The following is a 25346-nucleotide window of genomic DNA, read 5'->3' on the forward strand; positions in this document are numbered from 1 at the left end:
TCTTCTCTCGGTCTCGATGTGGGTAGCGACTACCAGCGGTAGTGCGCGAAGGCCTTGTTGGACTCGGCCATCTTGTGCGTGTCCTCACGCTTCTTGACCGAGGCGCCGAGACCGTTGGAGGCGTCGAGCAGCTCGTTCATGAGGCGTTCGGTCATGGTCTTCTCACGACGGGCGCGGGAGTAACCCACGACCCAGCGCAGAGCCAGGGTGGCGGCGCGACCGGGCTTGACCTCGATCGGCACCTGGTAGGTGGCGCCACCGACACGGCGGGACTTGACCTCAAGGGTCGGCTTCACGTTCTCAAGCGCGCGCTTGAGGGTGATGACCGGGTCGTTACCGGTCTTCTCGCGCAGGCCCTCCATGGCGCCGTACACGATCCGCTCGGCGGTGGAACGCTTGCCGTTGAGCAGAAGCTTGTTGATGAGCGACGTGACAAGAGGAGAACCGTAGACCGGGTCGATGATGACCGGGCGCTTCGGGGCGGGGCCCTTACGAGGCATTCTTACTTCTCCTTCTTGGCGCCGTAGCGGCTGCGGGCCTGCTTGCGGTTCTTGACACCCTGGGTGTCGAGGGAACCGCGGATGATCTTGTAGCGAACACCCGGCAGGTCCTTCACACGGCCACCGCGCACGAGCACGATCGAGTGCTCCTGCAGGTTGTGTCCCTCACCCGGAATGTAGGCCGTGACCTCGATGCCGGAGGTCAGACGCACACGCGCGACCTTACGGAGGGCCGAGTTCGGCTTCTTCGGGGTGGTCGTGAAGACACGCGTGCAGACGCCGCGACGCTGGGGCGAGCCCTCAAGTGCGGGCGTCTTGTTCTTCTCGACCTTGTCCTGCCGGCCCTTCCGGACCAGCTGCTGGATCGTAGGCACTACTTCTCCGGTTTCTGTGTGCCGTCAGTGAAACTAACCTGGAACACCACCGACCCACGCGGTCGGGTGTGTCGAATACTGCAAAGCCCTCGCCGAAAGCGAGGAAGGCGCAGATTGCGGTGGCCGGTACTCGGACCCCTGATGCGGCTGAAGACACGCACAGGAGCCCAGGCACACCCCAGGCACAAGGTCTGAGCGTACCTACCTCATCCACTCCGGTCAAAACAAATGCCGCTCGCCTCGGCCGGCCGACGCCCGGCGGAGGCGCTCCGCGCCCGTACCGGCCCGCTGACCACCGGGAACGCCGAGAACGCCGGAGACCGCCCGGGAACGCCGAAGGGCGGCCCTCCCCCGGCAGGGGACGGCCGCCCTTCGTGTCACCGCTTACTGGTTGTACGGACCGTAGTCGTAGTCCTCCAGCGGAACGGCCTGGCCGGAGCCCGTGCCGAACGGCGAGTAATCGATGTCGTCGTAGCCGACGGCCGAGTACATCGCGGCCTTGGCCTCCTCGGTCGGCTCGACCCGGATGTTGCGGTAGCGGGACAGGCCCGTACCGGCCGGGATGAGCTTACCGATGATGACGTTCTCCTTGAGGCCGATCAGGGAGTCCGACTTGGCGTTGATCGCCGCGTCGGTGAGGACCCTGGTCGTCTCCTGGAAGGACGCCGCCGACAGCCACGACTCGGTGGCCAGCGACGCCTTGGTGATACCCATCAGCTGCGGACGGCCGGAGGCCGGGTGGCCGCCTTCCGTGACCACACGACGGTTCTCGGTCTCGAACTTCGAGCGCTCCACCAGCTCGCCCGGCAGCAGCTCGGCGTCGCCGGACTCGATGATCGTCACACGGCGCAGCATCTGCCGGATGATGATCTCGATGTGCTTGTCGTGGATCGACACACCCTGCGAGTTGTAGACCTTCTGGACCTCGCCGACCAGGTGGACCTGGACCGCGCGCTGACCGAGGATCCGCAGCACGTCGTGCGGGTTGGTGGCACCGACGGTGAGCTTCTGGCCCACCTGGACCGGGTCGCCCTCGCCCACCAGCAGACGGGCGCGCTTGGAGATCGGGAACGCCGTCTCCTCGCTGCCGTCGTCCGGGGTGACGACGAGCTTCTTGGTCTTCTCGGTCTCCTCGATACGGACGCGGCCGGCCGCCTCCGAGATCGGGGCGACACCCTTGGGCGTACGGGCCTCGAACAGCTCGACGACTCGGGGCAGACCCTGGGTGATGTCGTCACCGGCCACACCACCGGTGTGGAAGGTACGCATCGTCAGCTGGGTACCAGGCTCACCGATGGACTGGGCGGCGATGATGCCGACCGCCTCACCGATGTCGACCAGCTTGCCGGTGGCCAGCGAGCGGCCGTAGCAGAAGGCACAGGTGCCGACCGCGGACTCACAGGTCAGGACCGAGCGGGTCTTGACCTCCTCGACCCCGGCGGCCACGACGGCGTCGATCAGGACATCGCCCAGGTCGACGTTTGCCGGCGCGATGACCTTGCCGTCGACGACGACGTCCTCGGCGAGCATCCGCGCGTACACGGACGTCTCGACGTCCTCCGCCTTGCGGAGCACCCCGTCGGCGCCGCGCTCGGCGATCCGCAGCTTCAGACCGCGGTCGGTGCCGCAGTCCTCCTCGCGGATGATGACGTCCTGCGAGACGTCCACCAGACGACGGGTCAGGTAACCCGAGTCGGCGGTACGCAGGGCGGTGTCGGCCAGACCCTTACGGGCACCGTGCGTGGAGATGAAGTACTCCAGTACGGACAGACCCTCACGGAAGGACGCCTTGATGGGACGAGGAATCGTCTCGTTCTTGGCGTTGGACACCAGACCACGCATACCGGCGATCTGACGCATCTGCATCATGTTTCCACGAGCACCCGAGTTGACCATCATGAAGATGGGGTTGGTCTTCGGGAAGTTCGCGTTCATCGCCTCGGCGACCTCGTTGGTCGCCTTGGTCCAGATCGCGATGAGCTCCTGGGTGCGCTCGTCCTTGGTGATCAGACCGCGCTCGTACTGCTTCTGGACCTTCTCGTCCTGCGCCTCGTAACCCTGGACGATCGCCTTCTTCGCCTCGGGCACGACGACGTCGGAGATGGCGACGGTGACACCGGAACGGGTCGCCCAGAAGAAGCCGGCCGCCTTCAGGTTGTCGAGCGTCGCCGCCACGATGACCTTGGGGTAGCGCTCGGCGAGGTCGTTGACGATCTCGGAGAGCTGCTTCTTGCCGACCGAGTCGTCGACGAACGGGTAGTCCTCGGGCAGCAGCTCGTTGAAGAGCGCGCGGCCCAGGGTGGTACGGAACCGGAACGGGTCGCCCGGCTGCCACGCGACGGCGGTGCCGTCGGTGTCGGCCTCGGCGTCGGCCGGCGGGGTCCAGCCGCGCGGCGGGATGGTGCCCACCGGGAAGCGGATGTCGACCTTCGCCTGGAGCGACAGCTCCCGGTTGTCGAAGGCCATGGTGGCCTCGGCGGTGGAGCCGAAGGACCGGCCCTCGCCCTTGACGACGCGCTCTTCCTCGTCCGTGGTGAGGAAGAAGAGGCCGAGCACCATGTCCTGGGTGGGCATGGTGACCGGACGGCCGTCGGCCGGCTTGAGGATGTTGTTCGAGGAGAGCATCAGGATGCGCGCCTCGGCCTGCGCCTCCGCGGAGAGCGGCAGGTGCACGGCCATCTGGTCACCGTCGAAGTCCGCGTTGAACGCGGTGCAGACGAGCGGGTGGATCTGGATGGCCTTGCCCTCGACCAGCTGCGGCTCGAACGCCTGGATACCCAGACGGTGCAGGGTGGGCGCACGGTTCAGCAGCACCGGGTGCTCGGCGATGACCTCTTCGAGCACGTCGTACACGACGGTACGGCCGCGCTCGACCATGCGCTTCGCCGACTTGATGTTCTGCGCGTGGTTCAGGTCCACCAGGCGCTTCATCACGAACGGCTTGAACAGCTCCAGCGCCATCGCCTTCGGCAGACCGCACTGGTGCAGCTTGAGCTGCGGACCGACGACGATCACGGAACGGGCCGAGTAGTCGACTCGCTTGCCGAGGAGGTTCTGACGGAACCGGCCCTGCTTGCCCTTGAGCATGTCGCTCAGGGACTTCAGCGGGCGGTTGCCGGGGCCGGTCACCGGGCGACCGCGGCGGCCGTTGTCGAACAGCGCGTCGACGGCCTCCTGGAGCATCCGCTTCTCGTTGTTCACGATGATCTCGGGGGCACCGAGGTCGAGGAGACGCTTGAGGCGGTTGTTCCGGTTGATCACACGGCGGTACAGGTCGTTCAGGTCGGAGGTCGCGAAGCGGCCACCGTCCAGCTGCACCATCGGACGCAGGTCCGGCGGGATGACCGGCACGCAGTCCAGCACCATGCCCTTGGGGCTGTTGCTGGTCTGGAGGAACGCGGAGACGACCTTGAGGCGCTTGAGCGCACGGGTCTTCTTCTGGCCCTTGCCGGTACGGATGATCTCGCGGAGGCGCTCGGCCTCCTCGTCGAGGTCGAAGGACTCCAGGCGCTTCTGGAGCGCCGCGGCGCCCATCGAGCCGTCGAAGTACGTGCCGAAGCGGTCGCGCAGCTCGCGGTAGAGCAGCTCGTCGCCCTCCAGGTCCTGGACCTTGAGGTTCTTGAAGCGGCTCCACACCTCGTCGAGGCGGTCGATCTCGCGCTGCGCGCGGTCGCGCAGCTGCTTCATCTCACGCTCGGCGCCTTCGCGCACCTTGCGGCGCACATCGGCCTTGGCGCCCTCGGCCTCCAGCTCGGCCAGGTCGGTCTCGAGCTTCTTGGCGCGGGCTTCGAGGTCGGAGTCGCGACGGTTCTCGACCTGCTGACGCTCGACGGAGACGTGCGCCTCCAGCGAGGGCAGGTCGCGGGTGCGGCGCTCCTCGTCCACGAACGTGATCATGTACGCGGCGAAGTAGATGACCTTCTCAAGGTCCTTCGGCGCGAGGTCGAGCAGGTACCCGAGACGCGAGGGCACGCCCTTGAAGTACCAGATGTGGGTGACGGGAGCGGCCAGCTCAATGTGGCCCATCCGCTCACGGCGCACCTTGGCGCGGGTGACTTCGACGCCACAGCGCTCACAGATGATGCCCTTGAAGCGGACACGCTTGTACTTGCCGCAGTAGCACTCCCAGTCCCGGGTCGGACCGAAGATCTTCTCGCAGAAGAGTCCGTCCTTTTCGGGCTTGAGCGTGCGGTAGTTGATGGTCTCCGGCTTCTTCACTTCGCCGTGCGACCAGGTCCGGATGTCGTCCGCGGTGGCAAGGCCGATCCGCAGCTCGTCGAAGAAGTTGACGTCGAGCACTTGTCGTCAATCCCTCTTTCGGGGGTTCGAGCCCCTCGCGTCAGCGAGTAGATGGGGCACTTCAGCAATGGTCTGAACGGGTCCGGGGAGAGCCGGCCGGATACGCGATCCGGCCGGCGAACCCGTCAGACCTCTTCGACGCTGCTCGGCTCGCGCCGGGACAGGTCGATACCGAGCTCCTCCGCCGCGCGGAAGACGTCCTCGTCCGTGTCACGCATCTCGATGGACATGCCGTCCGAGGACAGCACCTCCACGTTGAGGCAGAGCGACTGCATTTCCTTGATGAGCACCTTGAAGGACTCGGGAATGCCGGGCTCGGGGATGTTCTCGCCCTTGACGATGGCCTCGTAGACCTTCACGCGGCCGGTCACGTCGTCGGACTTGATCGTCAGCAGCTCCTGGAGGGCGTAAGCGGCGCCATATGCCTCCAGCGCCCACACCTCCATCTCACCGAAGCGCTGGCCACCGAACTGGGCCTTACCACCCAGCGGCTGCTGGGTGATCATCGAGTACGGGCCGGTCGAGCGCGCGTGCAGCTTGTCGTCGACCAGGTGGTGGAGCTTGAGGATGTACATGTACCCGATCGAGATCGGGTCCGGGAACGGCTCACCGGAGCGGCCGTCGAACATCCGGGCCTTACCGGAGCCCTTGACCATCCGCTCGCCGTCGCGGTTCGGGATCGTGGACTCGAAGAGTCCGGAGATCTCGTCCTCGCGGGCGCCGTCGAAGACCGGTGTGGCGACGTTCGTGCCGGGCGCGACCTCGTCGGCGCCGATGGCCTTCAGCCGCTCCATCCACTCCTCGTTGCCCTCGACCTTCCAGCCCTGGCTGGCGAGCCAGCCGAGGTGGATTTCGAGGACCTGTCCCGGGTTCATTCGGGACGGCACGCCGAGCGGGTTGAGGATGATGTCGACCGGGGTGCCGTCCTCCAGGAACGGCATGTCCTCGATCGGCAGGATCTTCGAGATGACGCCCTTGTTGCCGTGCCGGCCGGCGAGCTTGTCACCGTCGGTGATCTTGCGCTTCTGCGCGACGTACACGCGGACCAGCTGGTTGACGCCGGGCGGCAGCTCGTCGCCCTCCTCGCGGTCGAAGACGCGGACGCCGATGACCTTGCCGATCTCGCCGTGCGGCACCTTCAGCGAGGTGTCACGGACCTCGCGCGCCTTCTCACCGAAGATCGCGCGGAGCAGCCGCTCCTCCGGGGTCAGCTCGGTCTCGCCCTTGGGCGTGACCTTGCCGACCAGGATGTCCCCGGCGACGACCTCGGCACCGATGCGGATGATGCCGCGCTCGTCGAGGTCCGCGAGGACCTCCTCGGAGACGTTCGGGATGTCGCGGGTGATCTCCTCGGGGCCGAGCTTGGTGTCCCGGGCGTCGACCTCGTGCTCCTCGATGTGGATCGAGGAGAGGACGTCGTCCTGGACCAGCCGCTGGCTGAGGATGATCGCGTCTTCGTAGTTGTGGCCCTCCCACGGCATGAACGCCACGAGCAGGTTCTTGCCGAGCGCCATCTCACCCTGCTGGGTGGCCGGCCCGTCGGCGAGGACCTGGGACTCCACGACCCGGTCGCCCTCGTTGACGACAACCTTCTGGTTGACCGAGGTGCCCTGGTTGGAGCGGGAGAACTTGGCGATGCGGTACGTGTTGTACGTGCCGTCGTCGTTGGCGACGGTGATGTAGTCCGCGGATACCTCCTGGACCACACCTGCCTTCTCCGCCTTGATGACGTCACCGGCGTCGACCGCGCAGCGGTACTCCATGCCGGTGCCGACGAGCGGCGCCTCGGACGTGATCAGCGGCACGGCCTGACGCATCATGTTCGCGCCCATGAGGGCACGGTTGGCGTCGTCGTGCTCCAGGAAGGGGATCATCGCGGTCGCGACCGACACCATCTGGCGCGGCGAGACGTCCATGTAGTCGACGTCGTCACCGGGGATGTAGTCGACCTCGCCGCCACGGCGGCGGACCAGCACGCGGGGCTCCGTGAAGCGCATGTCCTCGGAGAGCGTCGCGTTGGCCTGGGCGATGACGAAGCGGTCTTCCTCGTCGGCCGTCAGATAGTCGACATCGTCGGTGACGACACCGTCGACGACCTTGCGGTACGGCGTCTCCACGAAGCCGAACGCGTTGACCCGGCCGTAGGAGGCGAGCGAGCCGATCAGGCCGATGTTCGGGCCTTCGGGGGTCTCGATCGGGCACATGCGGCCGTAGTGCGAGGGGTGCACGTCGCGGACCTCGAAGCCGGCCCGCTCACGGGACAGACCACCCGGGCCGAGCGCCGAGAGACGGCGCTTGTGGGTGAGACCCGACAGCGGGTTGTTCTGGTCCATGAACTGCGACAGCTGGCTGGTGCCGAAGAACTCCTTGATGGAGGCGACGACCGGCCGGATGTTGATCAGGGTCTGCGGCGTGATCGCCTCGACGTCCTGGGTCGTCATGCGCTCGCGCACGACGCGCTCCATCCTCGCCAGACCCGTACGGACCTGGTTCTGGATGAGTTCGCCGACGTTGCGCAGACGGCGGTTGCCGAAGTGGTCGATGTCGTCGGTCTCGACGACGATCTGGGTGCCGCTCTCGCCGACCGTCTCGGTCTCACCGGCGTGCAGCTTGACCAGGTACTTGATGGTCGCGATGACATCGTCGGTGGTGAGCACGCCGGCGTCCAGCGGCTCGTCCGCGCCGAGCTTCTTGTTCACCTTGTAGCGGCCGACCTTCGCGAGGTCGTAGCGCTTCGGGTTGAAGTAGAGGTTCTCCAGCAGCGTCTGAGCGGCCTCGCGCGTCGGCGGCTCGCCCGGGCGCAGCTTGCGGTAGATGTCGAGGAGCGCGTCGTCCTGGCCCTGGGTGTGGTCCTTCTCCAGGGTGGCGCGCATGGACTCGTACTCGCCGAACTCTTCGAGGATCTGCTCGGTCGTCCAACCGAGAGCCTTGAGGAGGACGGTGACGGACTGCTTGCGCTTGCGGTCGATGCGGACACCGACCATGTCGCGCTTGTCGATCTCCATCTCCAGCCAGGCACCCCGGGACGGGATGATCTTGGCGGAGAAGATGTCCTTGTCGGACGTCTTGTCGATGGAGGAGTCGAAGTAGACACCCGGCGAGCGCACCAGCTGGGACACCACGACACGCTCGGTGCCGTTGATGACGAAGGTGCCCTTGTTGGTCATGAGCGGGAAGTCGCCCATGAAGACCGTCTGGGACTTGATCTCGCCGGTCTCGTTGTTGGTGAACTCGGCGGTGACGAAGAGGGGCGCCGCGAACGTGAAGTCGCGGTCCTTGCACTCGTCGATGGAGTTCTTGGAGGGCTCGAAGCGGTGGTCGCGGAAGGTCAGCGACATCGACCCGGAGAAGTCCTCGATCGGGGAGATCTCCTCGAAGATCTCCTCCAGACCCGACTTCCTGGGGACGTCCTGTCCACTCTCGACAGCCGCCTCGACACGAGCCTTCCAGGCGGGGTTGCCGAGCAGCCAGTCGAAGCTCTCGGTCTGGAGCGCCAGAAGGTTCGGAACCTCAAGCGGCTCCTTGATCTTTGCAAAGGAGATGCGCAGCGGGGCAGTGCTTGCGCCGTTGTTCGTATTCGTGGTCGAGGCGTTGCGCGAGGCGGCCAAGAGGGGGTCCTTCCGAGGGCTCGGACTCACTACGCGCGTACCGGTCCCAAGCGGGGCACGGAGAGGGAAAGCCCAGTTCAGGGCCGTTCACTCAACGATGCTCTTGCGAGGGGGTGCCCCTGGTGACGGGCAGGGAGCAGCTAACAGGCAGCGCAAAGGGTCAGTGTAGCCACTTGGCACACTGATGTCCAGAGCGGGTTTTCCGACACCCTCGTTTTTCTCAACACCCTTGTCTCAACTGCATGTCTCCACTACGGCCGACATCGCGCTGTAGGCACGCACATCGTTACTGCCCTCTCCGCCATCGATCCATGCCTCGGATCCGGATCGATTGTGACGACGCGTCCTGAGAATTGCGCGCTGCGTGCGGTTCGTCAAGGCCCCCCGCCCCACCTGTGAGGTCGCTGGGCGTACGGAAGCACGGCGATGATCACGATACTCGCCGCGAGCGGAAGAGCAAGGCACCCCCTGCCGGAACGACGAAGGGCGATCACCCGACTGGGTGATCGCCCTACACGTCAACGCTGCGCCTCGCGGCGCCGGGACCGCCACCGCGGACGCCGGAGAGCCCTCAGAGGACTCTCAGCGGCCGGTGGCGGGCCCGCGTGAGGTTACTTGACCTCGACGGAGGCGCCGGCGCCCTTGAGGGCCTCGGCGGCCTTGTCGGCGGCAGCCTTGTCGACCTTCTCGACGACGGGCTTCGGGGCGCCGTCCACGAGGTCCTTGGCCTCCTTGAGGCCCAGGGAGGTGAGCTCGCGCACGACCTTGATGACCTGGATCTTCTTCTCGCCGGCACCCGTGAGGATGACGTCGAACTCGTCCTGGACCTCTTCGGCCTCGACGGCGGCGGCAGCGCCACCGACGGCGGCAGCGGCGACCGGGGCGGCGGCCGTGACGTCGAACTTCTCCTCGAAGGCCTTCACGAAGCCGGAGAGCTCGATGAGGGTCATGTCCTCGAACTGCGCGAGCAGCTCGTCCTGGGTGAGCTTCGCCATGATGGCGGTCCTTCCACTAATTCGGCTGGTGCCGTATGTACAGTTCCGCGGGCGTACCGGCCCGCTGTGACCGACCGGGTGGGATCACCCGGGACCGAGCGTGATTACTCGGAGTCGGCCTCGACGGGGGCCGGCGTACCGGCACCGTCCTGCTCTTCCTTCTGGGCACGAAGAGCTTCCGCGGTGCGGACGAACTTCGACGGAAGCGCCTGGAAGAGAGCGGCAGCCTGCGACTGCTTCCCCTTCATGGCACCGGCCAGCTTGGAAAGCAGAACCTCACGGGACTCGAGGTCCGCGAGCTTCTTGATCTCATCGGCGGTCAGCGCCTTACCGTCAAGGACACCGCCCTTGATGATGAGATTCGGGTTCTCCTTGGCGAAGTCACGAAGACCCTTCGCCGACTCCACCGGGTCACCGGTGACGAAGGCAACCGCCGTCGGACCCACGAACAGGTCGTCCAGCGTGTTGATCCCGGCCTCGTTGGCCGCGATCTTGGTCAGCGTGTTCTTCACCACGGCGTACTGGGCGTTCTCACCGAGAGAACGGCGCAGCTCCTTGAGCTGCGCCACGGTGAGACCCCGGTACTCGGTCAGCACAGCGGCATTCGAGCTGCGGAACTGGTCCGTCAGCTCGGCTACCGCGGCAGCCTTGTCGGGCCTTGCCATGAGCGTCGGCCTCCTTCCGGGTGATGAGGACCGCTCAGAAGGGGCTGGGCAAAACGAAACGCCCCGGCGCAGGCGCACGGGGCGTAGCTCAACCGAATGGAATCCGGGAGCTTTCCACAGTCACCTGCGCAGGTCGTCCGCAGCTAGCGGATCCTTCGGCCACCGCACCCTCTTGCGAGCACACGGCAACGACCAGCGGTCTTTGGCTTCTGGGGAAGAGTACGTGAGGTCCCGCTCGCAGAGCAAATCCCGCGGTCAGCTCGCTTCGGCGCCGCTCATCATCTCGGCGAGGTCGGCCACCTCGGAGGCCGGCGGGGCCTTGATCTCGACCGGCTTGTTGTAGTCCTTGAACGTGATCTTCATGTCGAGCGGGCCGCTCTCCGTGGTCGCCCGGGTGCGGAACTGCTTGGTGAGGTCGTCCCCGTCGATCCACATGTCCATCGTGAGCTTGTCGATGCCCATGTCCTCGTACGCCTTGAGGCTCTTCTCGCGCTGCTTCTTCGTCTCCGCGTCGAGGCCCTTCAGCTCCGCCTTCATGGCGCTCAGCGGCAGCGAGCCCGTGTAGTGCGTGGTCTTCACGCCGTCGACGGTCTCCTCGCCGACCTCCTTCAGGTCATCGGCGAGAGCGAGCGACCCGGACTCGGCCGCCGGGTTGCGGTCCACCTGGCCGGACAGCCCGCCGAGCGGGTTCTCGCCACCCGAGGCGGCCATCTCGTCGAGCGAGCCCATGGGGAACTTGAGCCAGCGCTTGCCGTCCATCTCCGGCTCGGCCTCGGCGGCGGCGCCCCCGATGTACATGCCGTCGGAGCTGAGCAGGATCTCGATCTCCTGCTCCTCGCCCTCCAGCATGCCCGTCATCTTCATCCGCATGGCCAGGGGCTTCATGCTCATCGCCGCGTCGCCCTTGACGGTCCCCTCCCCGGGGACCTTGCCGTCCATCGTGTACGAGAGCGAGGTGATCTTCTCGTTCTTGCCGGCGGCCCGCTTGATGGCGGCCACCGGGCTCATCTCGACCGAGGACGAGGAGGCGGACGGCGACGAGGAAGCCGCGGCGGAGTCGGCGGAGTCCGAGGACGAACAGGCCACGGTGGAGCAGAGCAGCACACCGCCGAGCGCGGTCACCGCGACGGTCCGGTACATCGAGTTCATGATTCCCCCCACAGGAATGACACAGGTGTTTCAGATGTCCCGTGACTGTACCCCGTGCCTCGGACACCGCTCGCGCGGAGAGAAACCCCGCGCGAGCGGGAAAAGCCGGTCCCCGCACCTCCGGAGAGATACGGGGACCGGCCGTGTGCCTGCGGTGCGACCCGCGACTGCCGTCAGTGTCAGACGGCGGCCGGGTCCTCCTCGACGAGGAGGTTACGGGTGCGGTTGGCGTCCAGCGGGATGCCGGGGCCCATCGTGGTGGCCAGCGTGGCCTTCTTGATGTAGCGGCCCTTGGCGGCGGACGGCTTCAGACGGAGGATCTCCTCCAGCGCCGCGGCGTAGTTCTCGACCAGCTTCGTCTCGTCGAAGGAAACCTTGCCGATGATGAAGTGCAGGTTCGAGTGCTTGTCGACGCGGAACTCGATCTTGCCGCCCTTGATGTCGTTGACAGCCTTGGTGACATCGGGGGTGACGGTGCCGGTCTTCGGGTTCGGCATCAGACCACGCGGGCCGAGGACGCGGCCGAGACGGCCGACCTTGCCCATGAGGTCCGGGGTGGCGACGACGGCGTCGAAGTCCAGACGGCCCTTCGAAACCTCGTCGATCAGTTCGTCGGCGCCGACGATGTCGGCGCCCGCGGCACGCGCGGCCTCGGCGCGGTCACCCGTCGCGAAGACCAGGACCCGGGCGGTCTTGCCGGTGCCGTGCGGGAGGTTCACGGTGCCACGGACCATCTGGTCGGCCTTGCGCGGGTCGACGCCCAGACGCATGGCGACCTCGACGGTGCCGTCGAACTTGGTGGTGGTGGTGTCCTTGGCGATACGGACGGCCTCGAGCGGGGCGTAGTTGCGCTCCCGGTCGATCTTGGCCTCCGCGCCACGGAGTGCCTTGCTGCGCTTCACTTCGTCTCCTGGTGGTTCATCGAATGTGGAGTTCGTGGTCCGGACCGCGCATGGTCCTGCCACTGGGTGGTGCTGCCCGGCTGGGTCAGCCCTCGACCGTGACGCCCATGGAACGGGCGGTGCCGGCGATGATCTTCTCGGCGGCGTCCAGGTCGTTGGCGTTCAGGTCGGGCATCTTCGTCGTGGCGATCTCGCGCACCTGGTCGCGGGTGAGCTTCGCGACCTTCTTGACGTGCGGCTCGCCGGAGCCCTTGTCCACACCCGCGGCCTTGAGGATCAGCTTCGCGGCCGGCGGCGTCTTGGTGATGAAGGTGAAGGAACGGTCCTCGTAGACCGTGATCTCCACCGGCACGACCATGCCACGCTGCGACTCGGTCGCGGCGTTGTAGGCCTTGCAGAACTCCATGATGTTGACGCCGTGCTGGCCCAGCGCGGGGCCGACCGGCGGAGCCGGGTTGGCCGCGCCGGCACTGATCTGGAGCTTGATGAGCCCCGTGATCTTCTTCTTCTTGGGAGGCATTGCTCTCTCCGGGTCCAGTTGAGAGTTTTCGGCCGACCGCCCGGTCATCCGGACGGAGGCATACCGCACAACGATAACGGGTATAGCTGCACGGCTAAAAACCGACAGGTCAGACAGCTGTCGGAGCCTGTCTGACCTGTCGGAAGCTGCGGGGTGGGACTCAGTTCTTCTGGATCTGGTCGAAGCTCAGCTCGACCGGGGTCTCGCGACCGAAGATCTCCACCAGACCCTTGACCTTCTTCGAGTCCGCGTTGATCTCGTTGATGGTCGCCTGGAGGGTGGCGAACGGACCGTCGGTGACGGTGACCGAGTCGCCGACCTCGAAGTCCAGCACCTGGACCTCGACCTTGCGGGACGGAGCCGGCTTGCCCTCGGCCTCGGCGGCCTCGCGCGCGGCCTTCTCCTCGGCCTCGGGGGCGAGCATCTTGACGATCTCGTCCAGGGTCAGCGGGTACGGGTCGTAGGCGTTGCCCACGAAGCCGGTGACACCGGGGGTGTTGCGGACGACGCCCCAGGACTCGTTCGTCAGATCCATGCGCACCAGGACATAGCCCGGGAGCTTGTTCTGGCGGACGTTCTTGCGCTCGCCGTTCTTGATCTGGACGATCTCTTCCTCGGGGACCTCGGCCTGGTAGACGAACTCCTCGACGTTCAGCGAGACGGCGCGCTGCTCCAGGTTGGCCTTCACGCGCTTCTCGTAGCCCGCGTAGGTGTGGATCACGTACCACTCGCCGGGCAGACCGCGCAGCTCCTCGCGGAGAGCGGCCACCGGGTCGACAGCGGGGGCCGCTGTCTCGTCCTCGGTGGACTCGTCCGTGTCGTCGGCGGCGGACTCGGCGGCGGCGTCGGTCTCCGCTTCCTCGGCGTCCTCGGTGTCCCGCTCATCGGCCTCGGCGGCCTCATCGGCCTCGGCGTGGACGGCGGCCTCCTCGGCCGGCTCGCCCGCGGCGATGTCAGCGGCTTCGGCCTGGTCTGGCTCGACAGCGTCCGCCGCCTCGACGATGCCGGTTTCGTCCTCTCGGGACTCCACCGACTCGCTGGCGTCGTTCAGTTTCGGGTCAGACACGGTGGCTGCTTCTTCCTGGCTCAATGGGTGGAACACGCGAAAGGGGCGCCGCACCGGGCGCCCTTCGCGGGATCAGCCGAAGACGTACTTGATTGCTTGCTGGAAGCCATAGTCAATCACGGTCACCAGACCGATCATGACGACCACGAAGACAATCACGACTGTCGTGTACGTCGACAGCTGACTACGAGTCGGCCAGACGACCTTGCGCAGCTCTGCGACGATCTGGCGGTAGAAGAGTGCGAGGCGGCCCAGAGGGCCCTTCTTGCCTCGCTTGCCACCCTTACGGGGCTTCTTCGACTCGGCGGACTCATCGTCGGCATCAGGCTTGTCGATGGAGCCCACGGCGTCCGTCACGCTCTCTCACCTGATTCCGGGTCGTGACCGTGCCGCGCCCGGGGGAGCCGCACGGCGATGCATTGAATGTACGTACATGCGCACACACCCTGGCGAAGGTGTGTGTAGCAGGGCCGGAGGGACTTGAACCCCCAACCGCTGGTTTTGGAGACCAGTGCTCTACCAATTGAGCTACGACCCTTTGTGTTTTCCCCAACCTACCGCATCCAACCGGGTGCACGGAGTGCCCGGTTCGGACCTGGCTGCTGAAGGCCAACGACGAGTGAGTGTACGTGGTCATGGGCCGCGCGTCGAACAGCTTCCGCGGGACGTGCCCAGCAAGGCTTCCCGGTGGCGCCCCCTTCCGCCCGGGCGGAGGGCCCGCGTGAGCCGCTCCCGTACGCCTTCCTTCTGTGTGTCCATCCGGCGAAACCTGTGTGCCGCCGGGGTTTCGGGTCTGGGACCATGGATCTCATGAGCGCTGCAACCTCTCCCACCGAGCGCCGGGTCTCCGCGCGCGTCGGCGCGATCTCCGAGTCCGCGACCCTCGCCGTGGACGCCAAGGCGAAGGCCCTGAAGGCCGCCGGGCGTCCGGTGATCGGCTTCGGCGCCGGCGAGCCCGACTTCCCGACGCCCGGCTACATCGTCGAGGCCGCCGTCGACGCCTGCCGCACCCCCAAGTACCACCGGTACACGCCGGCCGGCGGGCTGCCCGAGCTGAAGGCCGCCATCGTCGCGAAGACGAAGCGGGACTCGGGTTACGAGATCGAGCCGGCCCAGGTCCTGGTGACCAACGGCGGCAAGCAGGCGATCTACGAGGCGTTCGCGGCGATCCTGGACCCGGGCGACGAGGTCATCGTCCCGGCGCCCTACTGGACGACGTACCCGGAGTCGATCCGGCTGGCCGGCGGCGTGCCGGTGGAGGTCGTCGCCGACGAGACCACGGGTTACCGCGTCTCCGTCGAGCAGCTGGAGGCGGCCCGTACGGAGCGTACGAAGGTCGTCCTCTTCGTCTCCCCGTCCAACCCGACGGGCGCCGTCTACAGCCCGGCCGACACCGAGGCGATCGGCCGCTGGGCCGTCGAGCACGGCCTCTGGGTCCTGACGGACGAGATCTACGAGCACCTGGTCTACGGCGACGCCGCCTTCACCTCGCTGCCCGCCGTCCTCCCCGAGCTGCGCGACAAGTGCGTCGTGGTCAACGGCGTGGCCAAGACCTACGCCATGACCGGCTGGCGGGTGGGCTGGGTCGTCGGCCCCAAGGACATCGTCAAGGCCGCGACCAACCTCCAGTCGCACGCCACGTCCAACGTCTCCAACGTCGCGCAGGTCGCCGCGATCGCCGCGCTCACCGGCGACCTCACCGCGGTCGCCGAGATGCGGACCGCCTTCGACCGGCGCCGCCGGACGATCGTGCGCATGCTCAACGAGATCGACGGCGTGGTCTGCCCGGAGCCCGAGGGCGCGTTCTACGTGTACCCGTCGGTGAAGGCCCTGCTCGGCCGGGAGATCCGCGGCAAGCGCCCGCTGACCTCGGTCGAGCTGGCCGCGCTGATCCTGGACGAGGCCGAGGTCGCCGTCGTCCCGGGCGAGGCTTTCGGCACGCCGGGCTATCTGCGGCTGTCGTACGCGCTGGGCGACGAGGACCTGGCGGAGGGCGTCACGCGGATGCAGAAGCTGCTGGGCGAGGCCAAGGACTGAACAACCTCACTCGTTCGAGTGGGCTGAGAGCGGGCTTCCGGTGCCGACCGGAAGCCCGTTCTCGCGTCCGGACCGGACCACGATCGGGGAAAGGGGCTGCCGCTCCGCCGATCCGTACGGCAGGATCTATGGATGGAGAGCACCATCCCCCGCGATATCAGCCTGCTGCCCAAGGCTCATCTGCATCTGCACTTCACCGGCTCGATGCGCCCCGCCACCCTGCTCGAACTGGCCGACAAGTACGGCGTCCACCTACCCGAGGCGCTGACCGGCGGCGAGCCGCCCAAGCTGCGTGCCACCGACGAGCGCGGCTGGTTCCGCTTCCAGCGGCTGTACGACATCGCCCGGTCCTGTCTGCGCTCGCCCGAGGACATCCAGCGGCTGGTGCGCGAGGCCGCCGAGGAGGACGTACGGGACGGCTCGGGCTGGCTGGAGATCCAGGTCGACCCCACCTCGTACGCCCCGCACCTGGGCGGGCTGATCCCCGCCATGGAGGTCATCCTGGACGCCGTGGACGCGGCCTCCAGGGAGACCGGCCTCGGGATGCGCGTCCTGGTCGCGGCGAACCGGATGAAGCATCCACTGGAGGCCAGGACCCTGGCCCGGCTCGCGGTGCGCTACGCGGACCGGGGCATCGTCGGCTTCGGGCTCTCGAACGACGAGCGCCGGGGCATGGCCAGGGATTTCGACCGGGCCTTCGCGATCGCCAGGGACGGCGGGCTGCTGGCCGCGCCGCACGGCGGCGAGCTGACGGGCCCCGCCTCCGTACGGGACTGCCTGGACGATCTGAGCGCCTCCCGGATCGGGCACGGCGTACGGGCCGCCGAGGACCCCCGGCTGCTGCGCAGGCTCGCCGAGCGTGGCGTGACCTGCGAGGTCTGCCCGGCCTCCAATGTGGCGCTGGGTGTCTACGAGAAGCCGGAGGACGTTCCGCTGCGGACGCTGTTCGACGCCGGGGTGCCGATGGCGCTGGGCGCCGACGACCCGCTGCTGTTCGGCTCCCGGCTGGCCGCCCAGTACGAGCTGGCCAGGGAGCACCAGGGCTTCACGGACACCGAACTGGCGGAGCTTGCCCGTCAGTCGGTACGGGGCTCGGCCGCGCCCCCCGAGGTGCGGGACAAGCTGCTCGCGGGCGTCGACGCCTGGCTGGGCGTGTAGCGGGGCGTCCGCGCTACAGGCTGACGCCCACCGTCACCGGCTCGTTGACCAGGGTGATCCCGAAGGCCGCGTGGACGCCCGCGACCACTTCGCGGGCCAGTGCGAGCAGGTCATCGGTGGTCGCCGCGCCCCGGTTGGTCAGGGCGAGGGTGTGCTTGGTGGAGATCCTCGCCGGGCCGGTGCCGTACCCCTTGGTGAAGCCCGCCTTGTCGATCAGCCAGGCGGCGGAGGTCTTCGTGCGCCCCTCCCCCTCGGGGAATCCGGGCGGCGTCACGTCGTCGCCCAGGCGGGCCCGCGCGCGGGCGACGAAGTCCGCGAACTGGCTCTCGGTGAGGATCGGGTTGGTGAAGAAGGAGCCCGCCGACCAGGTGTCGTGGTCCTCGAGGTCCAGCACCATGCCCTTGCCCGCGCGCAGCTTCAGCACGGTGTCGCGGGCGGTGGCGGCGGCCACCCGGTCGCCGGGCGCGACGCCGAGGACGCGGGCGGTCTCCGCGTACTTCAGCGGGGCGGAGAGGCCGCCCGCGTCCTCAAGACCGAAACGGACCCGCAGCACGACCCAGCGGCCCGGGTGCTGCTTGAAGCGGCTGTGGCGGTAGGCGAAGCCGCAGTCGGCGTTGGTGAGGGTGACGCGCTCGCGGGCGACCCGGTCGTAGGCGACGACCTCCGTGATGGTGGTGGACACCTCCTGGCCGTACGCGCCGACGTTCTGGATCGGGGTGGCGCCGGCCGAGCCGGGAATCCCGGCGAGGCATTCGACCCCGGCGAGGCCGGCCTCGACCGTACGGGCCACCGCGTCGCTCCAGGTCTCACCTGCGGCCAGCTCCAGCGCGGTGCCGTCGAGGGCGAAGCCCTTGGTCGCGATGCGCAGGGCGGTGCCGTCGAAGCCCTTGTCCCCGATGATCAGATTGCTGCCGCCGCCGATGATCAGCAGCGGGGTGGCGGAGTCGTCCGCCTCGCGCACGGCGTCGATCACTTCCTCGTCGGTGGTGGCCGTGACCAGACGGGTCGCCGGGCCGCCGAGGCGGAAAGTGGTCAGGGGGGCGAGGGGGGCATCGTGGAGTTCCTGCACGGGGAGAAGGATATGTCGCCCGACCCGAGCCGGCGGTGGTCGGGTAAGGGGCGCCCGCCATGGCGGGCGCCCCTTACGCGATGTGGGCCCGGAGCCCCGCGCGGTGTCTCAGCCGAGCTGGACGACGGCGCGGGACATGCCCAGCACCTTCTGCCCCGCGCTCATGGCCGTCAGGTCCACCCGGACCCGGCTGCCGTCCAGCTTCGCGGCGACCTTGGCACTGACCTCGACCAGCGCGCCCTTGTCGTCGTTGGGCACCACCACGGGCTTGGTGAAGCGGACGCCGTACTCGACGACGGCTCCCGGGTCGCCCGCCCAGTCGGTGACCACCCGGATCGCCTCGGCCATGGTGAACATGCCGTGCGCGATGACGTCGGGGAGACCGACCTCCTTGGCGAACTTCTCGTTCCAGTGGATCGGGTTGAAGTCCCCGGACGCCCCCGCGTACCGGACCAGCGTCGCCCGGGTGATGGGGAAGCTCTGCGCCGGCAGCTCCGTACCGACCTCGACGTCGTCGTAACCGATCTTCGCGGTCATCGTCCTCACGCCCCCTCGGCGGCGCGCGCCACCAGCTTGGTCCACGCGGTCACGACATGGGCGCCTGCCTCGTCGTGCACATCTCCCCGGACCTCGATGACGTCGTTCCCGGCGAGCGACTTGATGGTCTCGATGGTCGAGGTGACCGTCAGCCGGTCCCCCGCCCGTACGGGACGGGTATAGGCGAACCTCTGGTCGCCGTGCACCACCCGGCTGTAGTCGAGGCCGAGCTGCGGATCGGCGATCACCACATCCGCCGCCTTGAACGTGATCGCGAACACGAAGGTCGGCGGGGCGATCAGATCGGTGTGTCCGAGCGCTTTCGCGGCCTCCGGATCGCTGTACGCCGGATGGGGGTCCCCCACCGCCTCGGCGAACTCGCGGATCTTCTCCCGGCCGACCTCGTACGGCGCGGTGGGCGGGTAGCTCCGCCCCACGAAGGACTGATCGAGCGCCACGACTCGCTCCCTCCTGATGTACCTGATGTGATGTCCCCGAGACAGGGGACCACAAGAATGCCTGTACGCACGGCCTCGGCGATCACGGCCCCAGGGATACGGCACCGGGCACGCACAACGACGCGAGGCCGTCCCCCGGAGGGGACGGCCTCGCGTACGAGCCTGATTCAGCGCGTTTCGCGGTGCGCGGTGTGCGAGTTGCAGCGCGGGCAGTGCTTCTTCATCTCAAGACGGTCCGGGTTGTTACGCCGGTTCTTCTTGGTGATGTAGTTCCGCTCCTTGCACTCCACGCAGGCCAGCGTGATCTTCGGGCGGACGTCGGTGGCAGCCACGTGAGTGCTCCTTGGACGGACAACGGATGAACGGATGAACGCATAAAAGAGTAGCCGATCGAAGGACCGACCCCACAATCGGCTACTTTTGTGTAGCGGTGACCGGACTTGAACCGGTGACACAGCGATTATGAGCCGCTTGCTCTACCGACTGAGCTACACCGCTTCGATGTTGGATCTCCTCGCCCGAAGGCGAGGATCACCGAACATCTGAGCCCCAATACGGAATCGAACCGTAGACCTTCTCCTTACCATGGAGACGCTCTACCGACTGAGCTATTGGGGCGAGCGATGAAGACATTACACGGTCGGTTGCCGATCGCCCAAATCCGTTTCGATGCCCGCTTCCCGGTGCCTCGCCCCGGTTGTCCCGGGGCTGCGCCGCCGCCCGGGGACGGGGCCGGGGCGCGGCGGGGACCGCGTCCCGCGCGGGCCACCGGGTGGGCTCGGCAGTACGACTATTGCGCTCCTCCGCGAAGCTCGGCCGGGGCGCCCCTAGGCTCGACCCACGCTGCGTGATCCCGCCTGCCGGGCCGGACACACCCCCTCGACCAGGAGCGCGATGCCCGACAGCCCACCGCAGCCGTCCGACGGCGCCCCGGCCGACACCACGACGGTCGTCCTGTGCGGCGCCCGTCTCGCCGACGGCAGGACCGTCGACGTACGGCTCGGCGCGGGCCGCGTCGAGGCCGTGGGGACGGTCGGCAGCCTCCCCGTCCACGGCACCCGGGTCGACCTCACCGGCTATCTGCTGCTGCCCGCGCCCGCCGAACCGCACGCCCACGCGGACACCGCCCTGACCGCCCTCGCCGTGCGCGCCGCCGGGGAAGGGCCCTCCTTCTCCGCCGAGGACGTGCAGCGCCGGGCCACCGAGGCCACCCTGCTCCAGCTGGGGCACGGCGCGACCGCGCTGCGTTCCCACGTACGGATCGGGGACGCGCGGCAGCTGGGAGGGATGGAGGCGGTGCTCCAGGCGCGCCGCTCGCTGCGCGGGCTCGCCGATCTGACCGCCGTGGCCGTGCCCCGGCTGCTGACGGGTGTCGCGGGCGCGGACGGGCTCGCGATGCTGCGCGACGCGGTGAAGATGGGCGCGGGGGCGGTGGGCGGCTGCCCGGACCTCGATCCGGACCCGGCCGGCTATGTGGAGGCGGTGCTGAATGTCGCGGCCGAGCACGGCTGCCCGGTGGATCTGCACACGGAGGGCGACGATCCGGCCCGGCTGGCGCGGCTGGCCGCGATGGCCGGCGGTATCCGCCAGGGCGTGACGCTCGGGCCGTGCGCGGGGCTGGCCCGGCTGCCCGCCGAGGTGGCGGCCCGCGCGGCGGACCAGCTCGCGGCGGCCGGGGTGACCGTCGTCTGCCTGCCGCAGGGGGCGTGCGGCGGGGTGGAGCGCGGGGGCGACCAGGAGAGCGCCCCGCGGCCGGGCGTGGAGCGCGGCATCGCTCCCGTACGGCTGCTGCTGTCGGCCGGTGTGCGGGTCGCGGCGGGCAGCGGCGCGCTGCGGGACCTGTCGAACCCGGTGGGGCGCGGGGACCCGCTGGAGTCCGCGTATCTGCTGGCCTCGCGGAGCGGGCTGCGGGCGGAGGAGGCGTACGGCGCGGTGAGCACGGCGGCCCGGGCCGCGATGGGGCTGCCCGGGATCCGGGTGGAGGCGGGTTTCCCGGCTGAGCTGCTGGCCGTGCGCGGGGAGGACGTCGAGGGCGCGCTGTCGCTCGCGTACAGCAGGATCGTCATCCACCGGGGCCGGGTGGTGGCCCGCACGAGCGCGGTGCGGGAGTACTGCGACTCGGCGGCCGCCGTCGCCCTCGAACTGCCGCGACAGGGCCGTTCGGACCTCGGTACGTGAGCCGCGCGGGCCCACCCGGCGTACGGTCGTGATCATGCGAATCGTGATTGCTGGAGGACATGGTCAGATCGCGCTGCGGCTGGAGCGACGACTCGCCGCGCGCGGACATGGGGTCGCGGGGATCATCCGCGACCCCGGACAGGCGGACGATCTGCGGGCCTCGGGCGCCGAACCGGTCGTCCTGGACCTGGAGTCGGCCTCGGTGGAGCAGGTGGCCCGGGAGCTGGAGGGCACGGACGCCGCGGTCTTCGCGGCGGGCGCGGGCGGCGGCAGCGGAGCGGACCGCAAGGAGTCGGTGGACCGCGGCGCGGCGGTCCTCTTCGCGGACGCGGCGGAGCGCGCGGGGGTGCGGCGGTTCGTGGTCGTCTCCTCGATGGGCGCGGACCCCGACCACGAGGGCGACGAGGTCTTCGACGCGTACCAGCGCGCGAAGGGCGCGGCGGACGCGTACGTACGGTCGAGGACCGCGCTCGACTGGACGATTCTGCGGCCGGGGCAGCTGACGGACGACGCGGGCACCGGTCTCGTGTCGCTGGCGGAGTCAACGGGGCGCGGTTCGGTGCCCCGTGACGATGTGGCGGCTGTCCTGGCGGAGCTGCTGGAGACCCCGGAGACTGCCGGTCTGACGCTGGAGCTGATCAGCGGGTCGGTGCCGGTGGCGGACGCGACGAGGGCCGTGGCCGGTCCCCGTTCCTGATCCCGCGCTGGCCCACGAAGACGGCCCCCGATCCACGTTTCCGTGGGTCGGGGGTCGTTCTCGTCACGTGGCGGCGCCAGGATTCGAACCTGGGAAGGCTAAGCCGGCGGATTTACAGTCCGCTCCCATTGGCCACTCGGGCACACCGCCATGGGATTCGCTGCCGTCCGGATCATCCGCTGGTGGGCGGTGCTCCTTGGCAACGACGTAAACAATACCCGATGCCCGGGGGTGCTCCGCCACTGGATTGATCAGCGCTGGACGCGGGCGCGGGTGACTAGGCTTTGTGCCGGCGGTCGGCGGTGTCCGCTCGCGCGGCGGGATGCGCGGAGCACCCGCGCCGGCAGCCCACAGCAACCCCACAGCACCGATGACAAGGAGCCACAGGACATGGCCGACTCCAGTTTCGACATCGTCTCGAAGGTCGAGCGGCAGGAGGTCGACAACGCCCTCAACCAGGCCGCGAAGGAGATCTCGCAGCGCTACGACTTCAAGAACGTCGGCGCCTCGATCGACTGGTCGGGCGAGAAGATCCTCATGCAGGCGAACTCCGAGGAGCGCGTCTCGGCGATCCTCGACGTCTTCCAGTCCAAGCTGATCAAGCGCGGTATCTCGCTGAAGGCACTGGACGCGGGCGAGCCGCAGCTGTCCGGCAAGGAGTACAAGATCTTCGCCTCGATCGAGGAGGGCATCTCCCAGGACAACGCCAAGAAGGTCGCGAAGTTCATCCGCGACGAGGGCCCCAAGGGCATCAAGGCGCAGGTCCAGGGCGACGAGCTGCGGGTCAGCTCCAAGAGCCGCGACGACCTTCAGACCGTGATCGCCCTGCTCAAGAACCAGGACTTCGACTTCGCGCTGCAATTCGTCAACTACCGGTGACGAGGGTGGTACGGGGACGGAGCGGGGGAACCGCTCCCGTTCCCGCGCCCGTCTCCGCCTCCGTCCCCGTCAGGACATGACATGACATGACGTCGCGTCACGTCCGAATTTCCGCCGGCGCGGCCGACCGCGCGGGCGGAGACCCGTAGCGGCGGCGGGCGACGGGCGGCGGGGCCTTCGGTGGTCAGCGGGACCGCGAGTGGCCGAAGAGAATCCGGTACACGATGAGCAGGATGAGCGCTCCGCCGATGGCGGCGGCCCAGGTGGCGGCGTCGAAGAAGTTCGCGTTGATCGGGTGGTCGAGCCAACGGGACGACACCCAGCCGCCGATGAAGGCTCCCGCGATGCCGATGAGGGTGGTGCCGATGATGCCGCCCGGGTCCCGGCCCGGGAGCAGAATCTTGGCGACGGCTCCGGCGAGCAGTCCGAGAATGATCCAACCGATGATGCTCATGCCCTGAGCCCTGCCTTTCGTGCTGTGTGACCGGGAAGACGCCCCGGAGAGGGGTGACGGTTGCGCAAATCGGCAACCAACGGCGCGCACACGGGAAGTCACGGAAAACGTGCCCCCGATATCGCCCCGGCCGATGATCGATCGGCTACCCCGCATCCGCCGGGCACACACACGGGGCGAGCCCGATCGCGGGCGAATCGGGGGCGAATCGGGGTTCGCGAGGAGGCGGGCTCAGGGGGGAACCAGGGTTCTCCCCTGTTTCGTCTCAGGTGGTCAAGGCCGGATAATCGAGTTGGACAGCAGCTCACGGCGATCTCGCGGAAGGCAAGTGATCATGAAGCTCATCGAGCTGATCCTCAACATCCTGTGGCTGGTGTTCTGCGGCATCTGGATGGCGATCGGCTACGTCATCGCGGCGGTCATCTGCTTCGTCCTGATCGTGACGATCCCGTTCGGCATCGCTTCCCTGCGCATCGCCGGTTACGTCCTGTGGCCCTTCGGCCGCACCACGGTCGAGCGCCATGACGCCGGGGCGCCGTCCTTCGTCGGGAATGTTATCTGGGTGGTCTTCGCCGGCTGGTGGCTGGCCCTCGGCCATCTGCTCACCAGCATCCCGCTGTTCATCTCGATCATCGGCATCCCGTTCGGCTGGGCGAACCTGAAGCTGATCCCCATCTCGCTGATGCCGCTGGGCCGGGAAGTCGTCTCGACGGACGAGCGCTTCGGGGCCCGCTGAGCCGGGCACGGACCGAAGCCGGCCCGGCCCCGCGTCGGCTCACGGCCGGTGGCTCACGGCCGGTGGCTCACGGCCGGGGGCTCACGGCCGGGGGCTCACGGCCGGGGGCTCACGGTCGGTGGCTCACGGCCGGGGGCTCACGGTCGGCGCTGACCGCCCGCCATCCGCTCCAGTCGAGCGACGCGCTCCGCCATCGGCGGGTGCGTGGAGAACAGCTTCGAGACCTCGCCGGGCCGGAACGGATTGGCGATCATCATGTGGCTCGCGGTCTCGATCCGGGGCTCGGGCGGCAGCGGAAGCTGCCGCGTCCCGGCCTCCAGCTTGCGCAGCGCGCTCGCCAGGGCGAGCGGGTCGCCGGTGAGCTGCGCGCCGGAGGCGTCGGCCTCGTACTCGCGCGAGCGGCTCACCGCCAACTGGATGACGGAGGCCGCGAGGGGCCCCAGGATCATGATGAGCAGCATGCCGAGGATGCCGGGGCCGTCATCGTCGTCGGAGCGGCCGATGGGGATGAGCCAGGCGAAGTTCACCAGGAACATCACGACGGAGGCGAGCGCCCCGGCGACCGACGAGATCAGGATGTCGCGGTTGTAGACATGGCTCAGCTCATGGCCGAGGACTCCGCGCAGCTCGCGCTCGTCGAGGATCTGGAGGATTCCCTCCGTGCAGCACACGGCGGCGTTGCGCGGATTGCGGCCGGTGGCGAACGCGTTGGGCGCCTGGGTCGGTGAGATGTACAGCCGCGGCATGGGCTGGCGGGCCGCTGTCGAGAGTTCGCGGACGATCCGGTAGAGCTGCGGTGCCTCGAATTCGCTGACGGGGCGGGCCCGCATGGCGCGCAGGGACAGCTTGTCGCTGTTCCAGTAGGAGTAGGCGTTGGTGCCGAGCGCCACGACGAGCGCGATGATCAGGCCCGTTCGGCCGAAGAAGCTGCCGATCCCGATGATGAGCGCTGAGAGTCCTCCGAGGAGGACGGCGGTCTTCAACCCGTTGTGCCGGCGGTGCACGGTACGCCCTCCAAATGGTGCGGCAGGGGAACCCTTCGCTGGGCCCTGCCCGCCGGTCGAC

At 68.3% G+C, this 25346-nt stretch carries 23 protein-coding genes and 4 tRNA genes; 6 read left to right on the forward strand and 21 right to left on the reverse strand.

Annotation, left to right across the window (positions count from 1 at the left end):
• Positions 1-29: 29 nt before the first annotated feature.
• The 12 genes from rpsG to ACFY6S_RS29590 form a co-directional block, all read right to left on the reverse strand.
• Positions 30-500, reverse strand: coding sequence for a 30S ribosomal protein S7 (rpsG, locus tag ACFY6S_RS29535; RefSeq protein ID WP_030351427.1), 471 nt, complete (start codon positions 498-500; stop codon positions 30-32).
• Between the two features lie 2 nt (positions 501-502).
• Positions 503-874: a 30S ribosomal protein S12 gene (rpsL, locus tag ACFY6S_RS29540; RefSeq protein WP_003948652.1), complete on the reverse strand. Its 372-nt coding sequence runs from the start codon at positions 872-874 to the stop codon at positions 503-505.
• A 384-nt stretch (positions 875-1258) separates the two neighbouring features.
• On the reverse strand, positions 1259-5173 hold the full coding sequence (locus ACFY6S_RS29545; RefSeq protein WP_388828128.1) for a DNA-directed RNA polymerase subunit beta': 3915 nt from the start codon (positions 5171-5173) through the stop codon (positions 1259-1261).
• 125 nt (positions 5174-5298) lie between these two features.
• Positions 5299-8781, reverse strand: a complete 3483-nt coding sequence (rpoB, locus tag ACFY6S_RS29550) for a DNA-directed RNA polymerase subunit beta (protein WP_388828131.1) — start codon at positions 8779-8781, stop codon at positions 5299-5301.
• A 611-nt stretch (positions 8782-9392) separates the two neighbouring features.
• Positions 9393-9776 carry a 50S ribosomal protein L7/L12 gene (gene rplL / locus ACFY6S_RS29555; protein WP_388828134.1) on the reverse strand — a complete coding sequence of 128 codons (384 nt, stop codon included), beginning with the start codon at positions 9774-9776 and terminating at the stop codon, positions 9393-9395.
• A gap of 104 nt (positions 9777-9880) precedes the next feature.
• Positions 9881-10441, reverse strand: coding sequence for a 50S ribosomal protein L10 (gene rplJ / locus ACFY6S_RS29560; protein WP_388828137.1), 561 nt, complete (start codon positions 10439-10441; stop codon positions 9881-9883).
• Positions 10442-10696: 255 nt separating this feature from the next.
• The gene (locus ACFY6S_RS29565; protein WP_388828140.1) at positions 10697-11590 is read right to left on the reverse strand and encodes a DUF1396 domain-containing protein; all 894 of its coding nucleotides are present in this window, start codon (positions 11588-11590) and stop codon (positions 10697-10699) included.
• A 179-nt stretch (positions 11591-11769) separates the two neighbouring features.
• Entirely contained in the window at positions 11770-12492 is a 723-nt protein-coding gene (gene rplA / locus ACFY6S_RS29570; protein ID WP_388828143.1) for a 50S ribosomal protein L1, read from the reverse strand.
• Positions 12493-12577: 85 nt separating this feature from the next.
• Entirely contained in the window at positions 12578-13012 is a 435-nt protein-coding gene (gene rplK / locus ACFY6S_RS29575; RefSeq protein WP_114622199.1) for a 50S ribosomal protein L11, read from the reverse strand.
• Between the two features lie 160 nt (positions 13013-13172).
• Entirely contained in the window at positions 13173-14078 is a 906-nt protein-coding gene (nusG, locus tag ACFY6S_RS29580) for a transcription termination/antitermination protein NusG (protein WP_388828147.1), read from the reverse strand.
• A 72-nt stretch (positions 14079-14150) separates the two neighbouring features.
• Complete coding sequence (gene secE, locus ACFY6S_RS29585; RefSeq protein WP_388828150.1) at positions 14151-14435, reverse strand: preprotein translocase subunit SecE; 285 nt, start codon at positions 14433-14435, stop codon at positions 14151-14153.
• Positions 14436-14543: 108 nt separating this feature from the next.
• Positions 14544-14616, reverse strand: a tRNA-Trp gene (locus tag ACFY6S_RS29590).
• Between the two features lie 272 nt (positions 14617-14888).
• On the opposite strand from ACFY6S_RS29590, the gene ACFY6S_RS29595 reads away from it, so the two are divergent.
• Positions 14889-16115 carry a pyridoxal phosphate-dependent aminotransferase gene (locus ACFY6S_RS29595; protein ID WP_388828153.1) on the forward strand — a complete coding sequence of 409 codons (1227 nt, stop codon included), beginning with the start codon at positions 14889-14891 and terminating at the stop codon, positions 16113-16115.
• A gap of 132 nt (positions 16116-16247) precedes the next feature.
• A complete protein-coding gene (locus ACFY6S_RS29600; RefSeq protein WP_388828156.1) occupies positions 16248-17273 on the forward strand; it encodes an adenosine deaminase in 1026 nt (341 codons plus the stop codon).
• Between the two features lie 13 nt (positions 17274-17286).
• Here ACFY6S_RS29600 and ACFY6S_RS29605 read toward each other — a convergent pair whose 3' ends face one another.
• The 6 genes from ACFY6S_RS29605 to ACFY6S_RS29630 form a co-directional block, all read right to left on the reverse strand.
• Positions 17287-18342 (reverse strand): UDP-N-acetylmuramate dehydrogenase, encoded by a 1056-nt coding sequence (locus tag ACFY6S_RS29605; RefSeq protein ID WP_388828159.1) that lies wholly within the window; start codon positions 18340-18342, stop codon positions 17287-17289.
• 108 nt (positions 18343-18450) lie between these two features.
• Positions 18451-18879, reverse strand: a complete 429-nt coding sequence (locus tag ACFY6S_RS29610; RefSeq protein WP_388828162.1) for a MaoC family dehydratase — start codon at positions 18877-18879, stop codon at positions 18451-18453.
• Positions 18880-18884: 5 nt separating this feature from the next.
• Positions 18885-19337: a MaoC family dehydratase N-terminal domain-containing protein gene (locus tag ACFY6S_RS29615; protein WP_388828165.1), complete on the reverse strand. Its 453-nt coding sequence runs from the start codon at positions 19335-19337 to the stop codon at positions 18885-18887.
• A 167-nt stretch (positions 19338-19504) separates the two neighbouring features.
• Entirely contained in the window at positions 19505-19669 is a 165-nt protein-coding gene (rpmG, locus tag ACFY6S_RS29620; RefSeq protein WP_003956487.1) for a 50S ribosomal protein L33, read from the reverse strand.
• Positions 19670-19762: 93 nt separating this feature from the next.
• A tRNA-Met gene (locus ACFY6S_RS29625) sits at positions 19763-19835 on the reverse strand.
• 47 nt (positions 19836-19882) lie between these two features.
• Positions 19883-19955, reverse strand: a tRNA-Thr gene (locus ACFY6S_RS29630).
• Between the two features lie 276 nt (positions 19956-20231).
• Between ACFY6S_RS29630 and ACFY6S_RS29635 the strand changes: the two genes are divergently transcribed.
• Positions 20232-21515 (forward strand): amidohydrolase family protein, encoded by a 1284-nt coding sequence (locus tag ACFY6S_RS29635; protein WP_388828168.1) that lies wholly within the window; start codon positions 20232-20234, stop codon positions 21513-21515.
• Between the two features lie 34 nt (positions 21516-21549).
• Positions 21550-22212, forward strand: coding sequence for an SDR family oxidoreductase (locus tag ACFY6S_RS29640; RefSeq protein ID WP_388828171.1), 663 nt, complete (start codon positions 21550-21552; stop codon positions 22210-22212).
• 68 nt (positions 22213-22280) lie between these two features.
• On the opposite strand, the gene ACFY6S_RS29645 is transcribed toward ACFY6S_RS29640, so the two are convergent.
• Positions 22281-22362, reverse strand: a tRNA-Tyr gene (locus ACFY6S_RS29645).
• A gap of 240 nt (positions 22363-22602) precedes the next feature.
• Here ACFY6S_RS29645 and ACFY6S_RS29650 point away from each other — a divergent pair.
• Positions 22603-23091, forward strand: a complete 489-nt coding sequence (locus tag ACFY6S_RS29650; protein WP_388828174.1) for a YajQ family cyclic di-GMP-binding protein — start codon at positions 22603-22605, stop codon at positions 23089-23091.
• A gap of 184 nt (positions 23092-23275) precedes the next feature.
• On the opposite strand, the gene ACFY6S_RS29655 is transcribed toward ACFY6S_RS29650, so the two are convergent.
• Positions 23276-23545 (reverse strand): GlsB/YeaQ/YmgE family stress response membrane protein, encoded by a 270-nt coding sequence (locus tag ACFY6S_RS29655; protein WP_388828177.1) that lies wholly within the window; start codon positions 23543-23545, stop codon positions 23276-23278.
• A gap of 334 nt (positions 23546-23879) precedes the next feature.
• On the opposite strand from ACFY6S_RS29655, the gene ACFY6S_RS29660 reads away from it, so the two are divergent.
• Entirely contained in the window at positions 23880-24281 is a 402-nt protein-coding gene (locus ACFY6S_RS29660) for a YccF domain-containing protein (protein ID WP_388828180.1), read from the forward strand.
• Between the two features lie 137 nt (positions 24282-24418).
• Here the strand turns inward: ACFY6S_RS29660 and htpX are convergent, their stop codons facing one another.
• Positions 24419-25285: a zinc metalloprotease HtpX gene (htpX, locus tag ACFY6S_RS29665; protein WP_388828183.1), complete on the reverse strand. Its 867-nt coding sequence runs from the start codon at positions 25283-25285 to the stop codon at positions 24419-24421.
• Positions 25286-25346: the final 61 nt, after the last annotated feature.

This window comes from Streptomyces sp. NPDC012835 (assembly GCF_042900885.1).
Classification (GTDB): Bacteria; Actinomycetota; Actinomycetes; order Streptomycetales; family Streptomycetaceae; genus Streptomyces.